The following is a 14454-nucleotide window of genomic DNA, read 5'->3' on the forward strand; positions in this document are numbered from 1 at the left end:
GCGAGGAACGCCACCAGCAGCACCACCTGCCACCACATCATGTCCGCGCTCCTCCGTGTGGGCGGCGGTCGCCGCGTCCCGTCACCGGACGAGTCAAGCACGGCGTCACCGTGGCGCCGGAAACGCCGCACCGCCCGACCGGAGCCGGTCGGGCGGTGCGGTGATGACGACGGAGCGGGCAGGTCAGACGAGACCGTTCTGGCTGAGCCAGTCCTTGGCCACCGTCTCGGCCGGCTCGTTGGAGTAGACCCGGACGAGCAGTTCGGTGAGGTTCTCGGTGGTCAGCTTGGCCGACACCGCGTTCAGCGCCTCGGCGGTCTGGCCGGCCAGCGAGGAGCGGACCAGCGGCAGGATCTGCTGGGCACGGAAGTTGTTCTTCGGGTCCTCGAGCACGACCCAGTTGTTGGCCGCGATCGACGGGTCGGTGGTGAAGATGTCGGTGACGTCGACCTGACCGCCCTTGAGCGCGTTGATGCTCAGGGGCCCACCCGGGTCCAGCGCGGTGAACGACTTGAAGGTGACGCCGTAGTTCTTCTGCAGGCCCGGGATGCCGTCGGCGCGGGTCTCGAACTCGGCTGCGGCGCCCAGAGTCAGCTCGCCGGCGACCGGCGCGAGGTCGGCGATGGTCTTGAGGTTGTACTGCTGGGCGGTCTCCTGGGTGACGACCAGCGAGTCGTTGTCCTCGGCCTGGGACGGCTCGAGCACCTCGAGGCCGTCGGGCTGCACGACGGCCGGCAGCGCGGCGTAGACGTCCTCGGCCGAGACGGCGGTGGCCGCCTTGTCCTTGTAGGACAGCAGCGCACCCGAGTACTCGGGGATCAGGTCGATCGACCCGTCCTGCAGAGCCTTGTAGTAGGCCTCGCGGTTGCCGATGTTGAGCGTCTTCTCCACGGTCAGGCCCTTGGCCTCCAACGCGCCGGCGTAGATCTCGGCGAGCAGGGCGCTCTCCGGGAAGTTGGCCGAGCCGATCTTGACGGTGCCGCCGGCGGTCTCGGAGCCGGTGGCGCCGCCGGCGGAGCTCTCGGTGGCACCGGCGGAGCCGGTGGCGGACGAGTCCGCGGAGGTCGGCGCGCTCGAGGCGGACGACGTGGGCGTGCTCGACGACGGCGTCGTGGACGGGGCACTGCTCAGCGGATCGGACGAGCCGCCGCAGGCGGTCAGCACGAGGGCGGCGGCGCTGACGAGGGCGGCGAGTGCGGTGGATCTGGTTCTCATTGCTTCTCCTGGTGGTGGTGCGGGGGTGTGTGGTGGTCGGCAGGGGGTCGGATCCGGGTCAGGCGACGGCGGGCTCCTTGGGAACGACGGCAGCAGTGGCCGGGCCCGGTTCGACGCGGCTGCGGAAGCGGCCGCTGACGCCCGGGGAGACGATCAGCCGCTGGACCAGCGCGAGCAGCAGATCGACGACCAGCGCGAGGACCGCGACCAGAACGGCGCCGGCGGCCATCTGGCTGTAGTCCTGCTGGGCCAGGCCGGTGAAGACGTAGCGACCGAGGCCGCCGAGGGAGACGTAGGAGGCGATGGTGGCGGTGGCGATGACCTGCAGGGCGGCGCTGCGGACCCCGGAGATGATCAGCGGCAGCGCGTTGGGGAGTTCGACGCGGAACAGCACCTGCGAGCTGGTCATCCCCATCCCGCGGGCGGCGTCCCGCGCGGCCGCGTCGGCGTTCTGGATGCCGGCCACGGTGTTGCCGAGGATCGAGGGCAGCGCGAGCAGCACCAGCACGACCTCGGTGGGCAGCAGGTAGACGAGGTTGTTGCGGCCGGTGATGAGCGGCGACAGCAGCACGACGAAGAAGATGAGCAGACCGAAGCTGGGCAGCGACCGGACCGCGTTCACCACGAGCGACACGGCAGCGACACCGCGACCGGTGTGGCCGATGAGCAGGCCCAGCGGCAGCGCGATGACCAGCGCGATCACGATGGCGATGGCCGAGTAGTAGAGGTGCTCGCCGATGCGCGCCGGGATGCCCTGCGGGCCGCTCCAGTTGGACGCACGGGTCAGGAAGTCGAGGACGCCGCCGATCATGCCGGCCTCCCCGCTCGGCGCCACGGTGTCAGGACCCGGGTGCCGGCGACGATCAGTCCGTCCAGCACCAGCGCCAGCAGAAGACACAGCACGATGCCCAGCACGATCGGCGCGTAATAGGACCGGAACGACGACATCTGCAGCCCGGTGGAGAACAGCTGACCGAGCTGGGCGGTGCCGATGGTGGTGGCGACGGTGACCAGCCCGACGTTGGAGACGGCGGCGACCCGCAGCCCGGTGCTGATGACCGGGACGGCGATGGGCAGCTCGACCCGGATCAGCCGCGCCAGCCGCCCGTAGCCCATCGCGGTGGCCGATTGCAGGACCTCGGTGGGCACCGAGGCCAGCCCGTCGGCGACCACCCGCACCAGCAGGGCGACGGTGTAGACGGTGAGCGGGAACAGCACGTTGACCGGGTCGAGGATGCGGGTGCCCAGGATGCCCGGCGCGAGTACGAACAACGCGATCGACGGGATCGTGTAGAGCAGGCCGGCGATGCTGACCAGCGGCGGATAGGTCCAGGCGTAGCGACGAGCCAGGTAGCCGATGGGCAACGCGATGATCAGCCCGAGCACGACAGGGACCACCGACAGCCAGACGTGTTGGGCGAAGAGGTCGAGCACTTCGGCGGTGTGGTCACCGAAGTACCCGATGAAGTCCCACTGTCCGGGCGGCCCGTCGGCCAGGGCATGCAGTTCCGCCCCCGGCCGCAGGGTCGACAAGACCGGAAGCGCCTGTCCGGGCGGCCCGTCGCCGGCGACGGTGAGACCTTCGACGGCGACGTGGGCGTGGAACACGACCGGATCAGTGGTGAATGGCGACGGGACGGGTGCACCGGCGTGGTGAACGGGCACCTGCGGTGCCGTCGCCGCCCGGATGGCGGCGCCGATCATCCGGCGACCGCGGTCCGCTCGGCGGCGCGGCGGTCGCCGGCCTGCGCCTCGATGCGACGGACCACCTCACCCGCGGTGACGGTGCCGACCAGCCGACGGGCTCCGTCGACGACCACTCCCCGGCCGCTCGGCGACGACAGCGCGGCGTCGAGGGCGTCGCGGAAGCTGCCGTCGAGCCCGACGCGCGTGCCACCCCGGTTGAGGATCACCGGATCGATGTCGCCGGTGGCCCCGGGCACGATCTCCAGCCAGCCCATCGGCTCGCCGTCGGCGGTGACGACCAGCACCCAACCGTCGAGAGCGACGCCCTCGGCCGCAGCCCGGTCGGACCCGACGGTCACCGTCGGCTCCGGCTGGGGGTCGAGGTCACCGGCGGATTCGAAGCCCAGCGCCCGGTAGCCCCGGTCGCGGCCGACGAACGCGGCCACGAAGTCGTCGGCGGGGCGGCTGAGCAGCTCGGTCGGCGTGGCCAGCTGGGCGAGGTGCCCACCGGTCCGCAGCACCGCGATCCGGTCGCCGAGCTTGACGGCCTCGTCGATGTCGTGGGTGACCAGCACGATCGTCTTGCCCAGCTCCTGCTGCAGGCGGAGGAACTCCTCCTGCAGTTGGCCGCGGACCACGGGGTCGACGGCGGAGAAGGGCTCGTCCATGAGCATCACGGGCGGGTCGGCGGCGAGCGCCCGGGCCACGCCGACGCGCTGCTGCTGACCTCCCGACAGCTGCGCCGGGTAGCGCTTGGCGAAGCTCGCGTCCAGGCCCACGCGCTCCAGCAGCTCCATCGCGCGGCTGCGGGCCTGCGCCTTGGAGGTGCCCAGCAGCAGCGGAACGGTCGCGACGTTGTCGACGATGGTGCGGTGCGGGAACAGGCCCGCGTGCTGGATGACGTAGCCGATGCCGCGCCGCAGGTCGGAGGCCGAGAAGCTGCCGGTGTCCCGGTCGTCGAGCCAGATCGTGCCGGAGGTCGGCTGGATCATCCGGTTGATCATCCGGAGTGAGGTGGTCTTCCCGCAGCCGGACGGACCGACGAAGACGGTGATCTCACCGGAGGCCGCCTCGAGGCTGAGGTCGTCGACGGCGACGGTGCCGTCCGGATAGCGCTTGGTGACGTGGTCGAATCGGATCATCGAACTGAGGCCTCCTCGTGTCCAGCCGGTTTCGGGCTGACGCGGGCGAGTAGTCAGGGTGGGCGATCGCGGAGACCGTCCCGTCGTGCGACCGAGCGCAGATCAGGTGGAGCGGCGGAATCCGAGGGCAACGCTAGTACGACGCACCGACAGTGGGGGCCGGCGCGGCGTGTCCAGAGCTTGCATACCCCGTTCGGACGTCCGCTCGCGGCGGCCGCGGTGACCGATATCGAGTCGAGACCATTCGCGTGACGACACCCGACCGGCCGTCCCGACCCACCCACTGCGGCGGGCCGCGGAGTGACCGGCCCTCGTCGCGGGGGTGCGATCCGGTGATCCGCGGCAACCGTGCTGGGATCGTCCTCCCGATCGGGTGACATCCCGCCCGGTCGGCCGATTGACGCTGCCGGTGATGGACCGATAGTCAGAACGGGTCCGATCCACCGTGCTGGGAGAAGTCGTGATCCGCAGAGGTATCGCCGGCGCCGTCGCCGTCGCCGTGATGGTGCCGCTGCTCACAGCCGGTCCCGCCGTCGCCGGGCGGGCGTCGGACCCGATCGCGGTCGCGCTCGCGGACACCGCTGCGGAGGTGGCGCCGATCGCGGACCGCACCTCCGCGCACACGAACGGGTCGGCCGCACCTGCGGACACCGTGCCGTTCGAGGACCGTCCGCTGACCGTCGAGGGCGAGACGCTCGAGATCCCGTCGTCTTACGCCCCGGCGCCCGGGCCGCCCGACGGGCCGCGTGTTCCGGGCCCGGCCGCGTCGTCCGGGGCACGGACCGACGACACCGGCGACGCCCCCGCCCCGGCTACCGCGGAACCCACCCCGGCCGTCGGTACCGTCCGGCAGTGGCTGGGGTTGGACGACGTCCGCGGCGTGCTCTACCGCAAGGACTACACGCTGCGGGCGGTCGGCGAGCACATCGAGGTGTGGGTGGCCGTCGACCTGGCGTTCCCGGCGACGGACTGCCGCAACCAGGTGCCCGGCAGCACCACGATCACCGACGCGCAACTGGCCGCCTTCACCGCAGCGTTCGACACCCGGATCTTCCCGGTGGAGACGGGCGTGTTCAGCACGCCGCCCGACCGGGACGGCAGCGGGGCCCTGCTCTGGTCGGACCGCAACGGCGACGGCGGCGACTACCGGGGCGCCGGGAACCGCACGGTCACGCTCGTCGACAACATCCGCGACCGGAACTTCCACTCCTTCCCCGACGCCGCCACCGGCGTCGCGGGCTTCTTCTCCGGCCAGCTCAACGAGCTCTTCGACCGCAACGTCCTGACGATCGACGCCTACGACTGGGCGCACCGCACGGGCGCGAACCCGCCGGACGAACCCACCCCGTTCGCCTGCACCAGCCGCCCCGCCCGGCCGTCGGCCTACGAGGCCACGTTCGCCCATGAATGGCAGCACCTCCTGCAGTACTACACCGATCCGGGAGAGGCGATCTGGCTGGACGAGGGGCTGTCCGACGTGGCTCAGACCCTGACCGGCTTCGTGGACGCCCGCGCCGGGGTCGACCGGGCGGGCGCCGACAGCCACCTGTTCTGTTTCCAGGGCTTCGGGACGGTGCGGGGGCCCGGCAACCCGTTCCCACTGGACTGCGGCGGGCCGGAGAACTCGCTGACCCTGTGGAACGAGGGGACCGCCCCCGGGGCGGTGCTGGCCGACTACGGGAACGCCTATCAGTTCCTGCTCTACCTGGGCGACCGGTACGGGCCCGGCATCCTGACCGACCTGCACCGCGACGGTGCCCGGCAGGGCCTCGCGGCGGTGACGGCGGCGCTGGCCGCCCGGGGGGAACCCGACCCGGCGGAGGTCCTGCGGGACTTCCAGCGGTCGGTGGTCCTGGACGCCTACGTCGACGCCGGCGCCGGGATCTCCGGCGTCGACCCGGCGCGGGTGAGCAGCGCCGCGGTGCACTCGACGGTGAACCTGGACAATCCGGCGATCAACTCCACCCCAGGGGTCGCTCCGAACGGTGCCGACTACGTGCCGCTGACCGGGATCGACGAGGAATTCCGGCCGACCGTCCTGCGAGGCGCGGAGCTGGCCGGGCTCGAGTTCCACGGCGAACCGGGACCCGCTGCAGCACCGGTCGGCTGGGACGTCGTCGTCGACGACCCGGGGCGTCCCGGCGACGCGGTGCTGTCCGCGCGCGCCGACCGCCCGGCACTGCTGCCGGTCACCGTGCCCACCACCGATCCGACGCTGCGGATGCTGGCGCACCACACCGGCGGTACCGCGACCGTCACCGTGTCGGCCGACGACGGAGCGACGACGACCGTCGTGCCGGTGACCGGGCCCACCGGGGCGCCGGTGTCCGCGCTGACCGGCGATTCCGGCGGCTTCGTACCGGTGTCGGTCGACCTCACCGCGTGGGCGGGGACGGACGTCGTTCTCGGAATCGGCTGGGCGGGCCCGGCCGGTGGGCTGCGGCTGGACGACCTGCGGCTCGGCGACGCCCTCGTCAGCGACGGCACCTCCCTGGCCGGGCTGCTCTCCCCCGCCGGTCCGCGGCCCGTCCCGCCGTCACCGTGGGCACTCACTCTGATCGGGATCACCGAGGAGAACGGCCGGACGCTGATCACCGTCGGGACACCGACGCCCGCGGACGACGTCGTGCTCGGGGCCACCGAGCTGCAGCCGTTCAGCGACGCCGACCGGGTCGTGGTGATCGTGTCCCACACCGATCCGACCGGGCTCCGGCTCACCCCGGCGGCGTACACCCTCGTAGTGAACGGGCGGCAGCAGCCGGGCGGCACCGTGCCCGCCGGTGCGGCGTCGGTGGCCGCTCAGCCGGCGTCAGGCTCGAACGAGTAGCCGTACTCGCCGCTGCGGGCGGGTCCGGAGGTGGTGACCCGGGTCGTGAAGGTGCGGCACTCGGGGTCGCCGATGGCCAGCACGGTGAACACGATGGGCCGCTCGAAGCGCTGCTGCACGGTGAAGCGGCCGGCCGGGGTGTACGGGCCGACGACGGGGTCGCTGTTCACCGGACCGAGCAGGGCCCGGGCTTCGGCCGCGGTGGCCGGCCCGGCCGCGAGGTAGACGGTGCCGTTGAGGCCGAACCGCAGGTACCGGAACCGTCCGTCCGTGGCGCCGCCGACGTAGGTGCCGTCGGTCCGCGGGACGAACCAGTCGGGCTCGGGCTCGTCGGAGGTCATGGTCGAGATGTCCTGCGGTTCACCCGCCGTCGCACCGCCGGAGGTGAACGACTTCAACGCGTCGCGCCAGCCCATGTCGCTCCTTCTCGCCGCCCGTCGGTTCGAACCTAACCCGCCGGGCGGCGCACGGTGAAGGTGTCAGCTCTTGTCGAGCGCGTCCGGCTTGTGGACGGCTTCCTTGCCGGACTTGTCCGACTCGACCAGGTACTGCGGCTCGTCCTTGGACGCCTTGACCTTGCGGCCCCCGGCCTCGGTCTCCGAGGTGATCTTCTTCTCGACGGTGCCCTCGGTGGTGGTGCCGTGGGTGCTCCACGTGACGTGGTCACCCTTCTTGAACTCGTCGGCCATGGTCAGGTCCTCTCGGTGGGTGCGGCGTGGTGTCCTACCGGTACCCGCCGCCGTGGCGTCGCAGTCGCGAGAAGCGGTGCGGCTCAGCGGATCCGCTGGATCATCGTGTTGCTGAACAGATATCGGTAGCCGGCACCGAGCAACGCCCCGTCGACGCGGGGTCGTCCGCCCCAGGGACTGCCGTGCAGCCACACGAACGCCGCACAGTCCTGCCCGGTGATGGCGTCGAGCACGCGCTTGGGTTCGACGATCTCGCGGTGCAGATCGTCGTCGGTGACGACGTCGGCGATCCCCACGTGCGAGGCGGTGTGCGGGAAGACCACGTGCCGGGACGCCATCTCGGCCAGCTCGTCGGTCGACAGCGCGATCCGCTCACCCGTCAGCTCCTCGGGGACCAGGTCGATGAAGTGCGACCGCGCGAACAGCTCCTGCTCCCCCACCGGGCAGCTGACGAACCCGGTGCACACCGGGAACCATCCGGTGAAACCGGTGTCGTCGCAGGCCGGCACGGCCACGTCGTAGCTGTTGCGGTAGCCCTCGTAGAACACCGGCAGCAGGCCGGGCCGGTCGCCGGACCACCGCCCGGTCGCGAAGAACGTGTCGAGCTCGGCGAGATCGACCGGATCGAACCGCTCGCGGTACACCTCGAGCTCCCGGTGGACCGACGCCGCCGTCGACGCCGGGGTGTTGTGGTAGTTCACCACCCGCAGGAAGCGACCGCCGGCGACCAGGTCCCGGTGGGAGGCGAACCCGTGGTCGCCGGTCACGCGTCCGGCCCCGTGCGGATGCGGTGCGGGTCGAAGTCGGCGTAGGCGACGGCCTGCAGGACGCTGCCGGTGACGCCGAGATCGCCGTCCCGCTGCGACGGCGCGAGCGCCGCGCGGTAGCGGTCCAGATCACCGGCCAGCGAGGCCCCCTCCCCGGTGACGGAGTCGTGCGGGTCCGGGATGGGGTCGACCTCGCTCACCAGGGCCAACACCATCGGGATCCCCTCGGCGGCGTAGTCGCGGTCCTGCGCCCGCCGGAGGTCGTCGCGTTCGTAGCTCACCCGTGCCCCGTCACTTGATGCCCGTGCGGGCCAGGCCCTGGACGAAGTACCGCTGGAACGCGATGAACAGCACCACGATCGGCAGCACCGAGATGAGGCTGACCGCCATCACGGCGCCGTAGTCGGTGCTGTACTGGCTCTGCAGTGACGTCACCAGCCCGATCGGCAGGGTGAACAGCTGCTCGTTGCTGAACAGGGCGATCAGCGGCCAGGAGAACGCGTTCCACTCGTTCATGAACGTCAGCAGCACGAGTACCGCGATCAGCGGTTTGGCCAGCGGCAGCACGATGGAGAAGAACACCCGCAGCTGCCCGGCACCGTCGATCCGGGCCGCCTCGATCAGCTCGTCCGGGATGGCCAGGAAGAACTGCCGGGCCAGGAAGATGCCGAACACGGCGGCACTCTCGGGCAGGATGACCGCCCACAGGTTGCCGTACAGCCCCAGCTCGATGGAGATGCGGAACTGCGGCACCATGATCGACTGGACCGGGATCATCATGGTCGACAGCAGCACCAGGAACAGGATGTTGCGGCCCCTGAACGGCAGTTTCGCGAAGGCGTAGCCGGCCAGCAGGTTGACCACGACGGTGATGGCGGTGACCGCGACGGCGATGATCGCGGAGTTGCCGAACCACGTCCACACCGGGAACCGGTCGAACGGCTTGGTGAAGTTCTCCAGGGTGAAGTTGCGTGGCCAGAGCGACAGGCCGGGCGCGTACAGGTCCTCGCGGCGCGAGAACGCCGTCATCAGCATCCAGTACAGCGGGAAGAAGATGACCAGCGACGTCCCGGCGGCCAACGCGACCCGCGTCTTGAAGAACCGGCCCCGGCGGCTCCGGGAGACCCGGCGCACCGGTTCCGGGTGCATCTCCACGGCGCCGGGGGCGGCGAGCATCACCATCAGCCGACCTCGTCCCGGTTGCGGTTGAACTTCCACTGACCGGCGGTCAGCAGCATCGAGATGACGAAGATGACCACACCGATGGCGGCGGCGTAGCCGAGCTGTCCGGGCCCGTGGTCGTCGAAGCCCATCCGGTAGGCGTAGGTGACGACCATCGTGGTGGAGAAGTTGGGCCCGCCGGCGGTCATCGCGTAGACGGTGTCGAAGATCTGGAACGAGTACAGCAGGTTCATGATCAGCAGGAAGAACGTCGACGGACCGAGCAGCGGGAAGGTGATGCTGCGGAACCGCCGCCAGCCCGAGGCCCCGTCGACCTCGGCGGCCTCGAGCACCGCCGGATCGACGCCCTGCAGGCCCGCCAGGTAGATGATCATGTCGAATCCGACGCGTTGCCACAGGGTCACGATGATCACCGAGACCATCGCCCACGTGCCGTCGGACTGCCAGGCCGGCCCGGTCAGGCCGAACAGCGCGAGGAACTTGTTCACGAAACCGTTGAACTGGTCGAACATCCACGCACCCAGCACGCCGGTCGCCACGCTGGAGATGACCAGCGGCAGGAAGATGATCGACCGCCAGAAGGTGCGCAACGGCATCACACCGTTGAGCAGCACCGCGATGGCCAGGCCCAGCGCCATCCCGACCGGGACGGTGAACACGGTGAACACGACCGTGTTGCGCAGCGTCTCCCAGAACACCGCGTCCTGGGCCAAGGCGATGTAGTTGTTCACCCCCAGCCAGGTGGCCTTGCCCAGCGACCCCAGCCGCTGGAAGCTGATGACCACCGCGAGCACCAGCGGCACCAGCAGGAACACCAGGGCGAGCAGCAGGTTGGGCAACAGGAAACCACCGGCGGCCAGGACCGTGCCCAGCCGTGCCCGGTTCCGGGGCCCCCTCCGCGGTTCGGGTGCTGCCGCGAGGCCCGCCGCCTCGGTCAGCCCGGTGGTGGTGCTCAGGAGCCCAGGGCCTGGTTGACGCCCTGGGCGAGGGCGGCGAGGGTGTCCTCGGTGGATTGGCCGTTGAACGCCAGCTCCAGCTGGTCGGCCAGGATCGTGTTGATCGAGTTGAACGTGGGCAGCGTCGACTCCGCCACGATCCGGTCGGAGATGGTGGTCGCCTGCTGCGCGCAGATGGTGACGACGTCCGGCCGGTAGACGTACTCCAGCTCGGCGGTGGCCAGCGACTGCAGCGTGGGCAGCTCGATGGCCTGCTCGCAGAAGTACTTCATCATGTCCTCGGAGACCAGGAAACGCAGCCACGCGGCGGCCAGGTCGGCGTTGGCCGAGTCCCGCCGGGCGACGATGGCGTTGCCGCCGAGGTCCGCGGCGGCACCGACGTCGCGCGGCAGGTAGGTGGCCTTCCAGTCGCCCTTGTAGCCGTCCTTCGGGTCGGCGATGCCGGGCACCAGGAAGTCACCGATCATCGCCATCGGCACGGTCTGGGACAGGAAGAAGCTGTCGGAGTACTGGCTGGTTTTGATCTTGGCCGTCGGCGGGACCCAGCTCTTCTCGAAGAAACCCTTGGTGAAGTCGAGCGCCTTGGTGGCCGGGTCGGACGGGATCGCCGCCTTGGTCAGGTCGTCGGTGAGCAGCGTGCCACCGGCCTGGTACAGGAAGGACAACCAGCGGAAGGCGCCGGCCTGGGTCCACGGATAGGCGAACGGGAACTTCGTCTCGGGCAGCGAGGCACGCAGCTTGGTCGCGACCTCGGAGAACTCGTCCCAGGTCCAGGCGCTCTCCAGGGAGTCCGGCACCGAGGTGATGCCGGCGGTCTCGAACGCCGCGGTGTCGTAGATGACGCAGCTGGTGTCGGTCTGGTGCGGCACGCCGTAGGGGACGCCGTTGAACTTGACGGCGTTCCACAGGGCGGGCAGGAACGCCTCGGTCTCGGCGGTGGTGAAGTACGGCGTCATGTCCAGCAGCAGCTCCTCGCTGGAGTACTTGCCGATGGTCGTGTAGTCGACGCGGAACACGTCGGGGGCGTTGCCGGCCTGGAACCCGCGGTCGATACCGGAGAAGAAACCGTCGTACGGCGAAACCTTGAACTCCACGGTGGCGCCCGGGTTGGCCGCCTCGAACTTCTCCTTGGCGTAGCTGAAACCCTTCAGCTCGCCCTCACTGCCGCCCCAGAACGCGAACGTGATGGTGCCGGTGGGGGTGCTGGACGGACTCGCCTTGGCCCCGGCGGACTCGGTGCTGCCGGTCTGGCCGCCCGCGGCGGGCGGGCCGCCGACGCCGGTGCTCTCGTCGGAGCAGGCCGCGAGGCCGAGCAGGGCAGCGCTGCCGAGCGAGGTCTGGATGAAGGAACGACGGGAAAGCGGCATGGGATCAGGGATCTCCTGGTTCGATCTCGGGTGGCGTCGGTGGCATTCAGGTCCGCGGGGTGGCTACCGCGGGGCGTGCGGCGGTGGATGCACTCCGCGGTGGAACAGACCTCACGGCAGGGCCGCGAGCCGTTGCACGGCGTGCCGGCGGGGCTCGCGGTACAGCGGGTACAGCTCGCCGACGGTCGCGTCGACGACGGTGCGGTCCACCCACACCGGGCCGCCCAGCCGTTCTGTCGCGTCGGGAGTCAGGTGCAGCGGCAGCTGGGCGGCGGTGCGGGGGGTGCCGCGCCCGACCAGGGGGCTGCCGCGGTCGAGGAGCCGGCGGGCGACCCGCTCGCCGATCCGCAGGTACGACAGCGTCTCCACCTCCAGGCCCGGGGCCAGCACCTTCGCGGTGACGATGCCGCCGGCGCGGCCGGTGGCGACCAGCACGTCGAAACCGGCCAGCCGTTCGAGCATCAGGTCGAGCAGGTCGGCCGGGGTGGCGTGGCGTGACGGGTCACCGGCGGGCAGCTCGGCGAGGTCGACGGTGCGGGTGACGTGCAGCAGGGTCGGTTCGAGCAGGGCCCGGAGTCGTGCGGCGGGCATCTCCGACCAGGCCCGCATGGTCTCCAACGCGCGCGGTTCCTGGGGTCCGACGGACAGGGTGAGCTCGTGCGCCCAGTAGTCGGGCAGCAGCCGCTCCACGTCGGCGGCCGGACCGAAGGCGAACGCCTTGCGCGCGCGGGAGGAGGCGTACTCGAGCAGCGCCTTGCCGATGGCGACCTGGGGGTCGGGGTGGGCGGCCTCCCCCATCGAGGCGATGGCCGTCGCCGGGGCGTCCGGGTCGGTGTCGGCCGCGGCCACGTAGACGACGGTGGCGAACTCCGTCGAGGCCAGTTTGACCACCGGCTCGATCCCGACCGAGCGGAGCCGCTGCAGGGCCCGCCGGGCGGCCGGGTCGGTGAGGCCGGCGAGATCCAGCGCGACGCCCTGGTCCAGGGCCCGGAACGACACCGTGTCGCCGTCCCGTTGGACGAGCTCCAGGAGCGCGTGCCCGACCGCGCGGTCCAGGGTGTCGCCCGCCCCCAGACCGTTGCTGATCGGGGTGACGAGCGGCTCGTAGCCCGCGGGCAGCCCGGCGCCGGACGACGCGACGAACTCGACCGGGACGAGTACCTCCTCGCCGGTGCGGTGCCGGGTCATCGGCACCCAGGCGCGGCGCATGCCGGGCGTGTACGGCGAACCGGCCGGCAGGGTCAGCGTCACGGGATCGACGGCGGTCGGGCGCAGGTCGTCGTAGGAGCCCCAGGTGACCGGCAGGGCGGCGACCGCCTCGGCCATGACGACCTGCTCGGCCAGCTCGCCGAGGGCGCCGATCGCGGCGGCGTCACCGGTGGTGCCGTAACCCACCCCGTTCGCGGCGTGGCCGTCGGGGGACTCCCACCCGGCCGTCGCGACCGGGATGCCGGTGCGGTCGAATCCGTCCAGGCGGTGCTCGGTGAGCGAGCCCGACGCCGACAGCGCCGCCCGGTAGGCGGCGAGCACACCTGCGGTGGCGTCCGTGGCGGTGGTTCCGTCGGTCATCGCACTCCTCGTCACGACATCCGCCGTGCGGCGGAGGTGGCACGGCGGATGATGCCCGTAAAGGCCGAGGCTGTAAACCGCGTGACGGGTGGTGCACGGGTGCTGTCTGTGCCACCGGGTCGTGACCGGGAGTCGGCGGGCGTGACGGCGCGGTACCGGACGTCCGACCGCCGCACCGGGACCCGTGCCGCCCACCGGGCGGGGCTCGGCGGACGGTCTGTGTGTCCGCCCCGACCGTCAGCCGGCGTAGTCCACGACCACCGGGGCGTGGTCGGAGATGCGTGCGTCGAACGACGCCTCCCGGTCGACCCGGCCGCGGACGGCGCGCGCGGCGAGACCGGGTGTGGCGAGGTGGTGGTCGATCCGCCAGCCGGCGTCGGCGTCCCACGCGGAGGTCCGCCACGACCACCAGGTGTAGGGCCCGTCCTGGTCGGGATGCAGTCGCCGCAGCACGTCCACCAGCCCGGCCGACGACTGCAGCGCGGCCAGCCACGCGCGCTCCACCGGGAGGAACCCGGGGGCCTTCTGGTAGCGCTTCCACCAGCGCAGATCCGCCGTCGTCTCGGCGATGTTGTAGTCGCCGCAGACCAGGAACTCGCGTCCGGCCGCCACCGACGACGCGGCCCGCCGGGTCACGTGCGCGGCGAACTCGGTCATGAACGCCAGCTTGTTGTCCAGCACCGGTCCGGCCTTGTCGCCCTTGGGCAGGTACAGGCTGGCCACCGTCAGGCCGGGCAGGTCGACCTCCAGATACCGCCCCTGGCGGTCGAATTCCGACGACCCCGGCGTGCCGAACCCGACCCGGACATCCGAGGGCTCGTCACGGCTGAGGACGGCGACGCCGGCCCGGCCCGGTTGGTGTCCCTCGTGGTAGCTCAGGTGGTAGCCGTCCACCGCCTCCGGCGGGATCGCGGCGAGCGGGGAGCGCACCTCCTGTAGGCAGACGACGTCCGGTGCGGTGGCCGTCTGCCACCCGACATAGCCGCGCCGCACCGCCGCCCGGATGCCGTTGACATTCACGGAGGCGATGCGGCGCGGTGGTGCCACGGTCGGA

The 14454-nt window shown here is 71.3% G+C and carries 14 protein-coding genes; 1 reads left to right on the forward strand and 13 read right to left on the reverse strand.

Annotated features, from left to right (window positions below):
• Positions 1-183: 183 nt before the first annotated feature.
• The 4 genes from DB033_RS09365 to DB033_RS09380 all read right to left on the reverse strand — a co-directional run bounded on the left by DB033_RS09365 (position 184) and on the right by DB033_RS09380 (position 4043).
• Positions 184-1215: an ABC transporter substrate-binding protein gene (locus DB033_RS09365; protein WP_111766438.1), complete on the reverse strand. Its 1032-nt coding sequence runs from the start codon at positions 1213-1215 to the stop codon at positions 184-186.
• Between the two features lie 58 nt (positions 1216-1273).
• Positions 1274-2026 carry an ABC transporter permease gene (locus DB033_RS09370; protein ID WP_111767376.1) on the reverse strand — a complete coding sequence of 251 codons (753 nt, stop codon included), beginning with the start codon at positions 2024-2026 and terminating at the stop codon, positions 1274-1276.
• Positions 2023-2679 carry an ABC transporter permease gene (locus DB033_RS09375; protein WP_420814055.1) on the reverse strand — a complete coding sequence of 219 codons (657 nt, stop codon included), beginning with the start codon at positions 2677-2679 and terminating at the stop codon, positions 2023-2025. The genes DB033_RS09370 and DB033_RS09375 overlap by 4 nt, the downstream gene beginning before the upstream one ends.
• A gap of 236 nt (positions 2680-2915) precedes the next feature.
• Positions 2916-4043 (reverse strand): ABC transporter ATP-binding protein, encoded by a 1128-nt coding sequence (locus DB033_RS09380; RefSeq protein ID WP_111766440.1) that lies wholly within the window; start codon positions 4041-4043, stop codon positions 2916-2918.
• Between the two features lie 460 nt (positions 4044-4503).
• On the opposite strand from DB033_RS09380, the gene DB033_RS09385 reads away from it, so the two are divergent.
• Positions 4504-6870, forward strand: coding sequence for a peptidase M6 immune inhibitor A (locus DB033_RS09385; protein WP_111766441.1), 2367 nt, complete (start codon positions 4504-4506; stop codon positions 6868-6870).
• Here DB033_RS09385 and DB033_RS09390 read toward each other — a convergent pair.
• The 9 genes from DB033_RS09390 to DB033_RS09430 form a co-directional block, all read right to left on the reverse strand.
• A complete protein-coding gene (locus DB033_RS09390) occupies positions 6843-7286 on the reverse strand; it encodes a hypothetical protein (protein WP_111766442.1) in 444 nt (147 codons plus the stop codon). The genes DB033_RS09385 and DB033_RS09390 overlap by 28 nt on opposite strands.
• Before the next feature lie 63 nt (positions 7287-7349).
• Positions 7350-7559, reverse strand: coding sequence for a hypervirulence associated TUDOR domain-containing protein (locus DB033_RS09395; protein WP_111766443.1), 210 nt, complete (start codon positions 7557-7559; stop codon positions 7350-7352).
• An 83-nt stretch (positions 7560-7642) separates the two neighbouring features.
• Positions 7643-8326 carry a polysaccharide deacetylase family protein gene (locus tag DB033_RS09400; protein ID WP_111766444.1) on the reverse strand — a complete coding sequence of 228 codons (684 nt, stop codon included), beginning with the start codon at positions 8324-8326 and terminating at the stop codon, positions 7643-7645.
• Positions 8323-8607, reverse strand: a complete 285-nt coding sequence (locus DB033_RS09405; protein ID WP_111766445.1) for a hypothetical protein — start codon at positions 8605-8607, stop codon at positions 8323-8325. Before DB033_RS09405 ends, DB033_RS09400 begins: the two co-directional genes overlap by 4 nt.
• A gap of 10 nt (positions 8608-8617) precedes the next feature.
• Positions 8618-9508: a carbohydrate ABC transporter permease gene (locus tag DB033_RS09410; RefSeq protein ID WP_205843740.1), complete on the reverse strand. Its 891-nt coding sequence runs from the start codon at positions 9506-9508 to the stop codon at positions 8618-8620.
• Positions 9508-10347, reverse strand: coding sequence for a carbohydrate ABC transporter permease (locus DB033_RS09415; RefSeq protein ID WP_111766446.1), 840 nt, complete (start codon positions 10345-10347; stop codon positions 9508-9510). The genes DB033_RS09410 and DB033_RS09415 overlap by 1 nt, the downstream gene beginning before the upstream one ends.
• 113 nt (positions 10348-10460) lie before the next feature.
• Positions 10461-11831 (reverse strand): ABC transporter substrate-binding protein, encoded by a 1371-nt coding sequence (locus DB033_RS09420; protein WP_111766447.1) that lies wholly within the window; start codon positions 11829-11831, stop codon positions 10461-10463.
• 111 nt (positions 11832-11942) lie between these two features.
• Positions 11943-13400: a YcaO-like family protein gene (locus DB033_RS09425; protein ID WP_111766448.1), complete on the reverse strand. Its 1458-nt coding sequence runs from the start codon at positions 13398-13400 to the stop codon at positions 11943-11945.
• 237 nt (positions 13401-13637) lie between these two features.
• On the reverse strand, positions 13638-14447 hold the full coding sequence (locus DB033_RS09430; RefSeq protein WP_170315507.1) for an exodeoxyribonuclease III: 810 nt from the start codon (positions 14445-14447) through the stop codon (positions 13638-13640).
• Between the last annotated feature and the right edge of the window lie 7 nt (positions 14448-14454).

The organism is Nakamurella deserti, from assembly GCF_003260015.1.
Classification (GTDB): domain Bacteria; phylum Actinomycetota; class Actinomycetes; order Mycobacteriales; family Nakamurellaceae; genus Nakamurella; species Nakamurella deserti.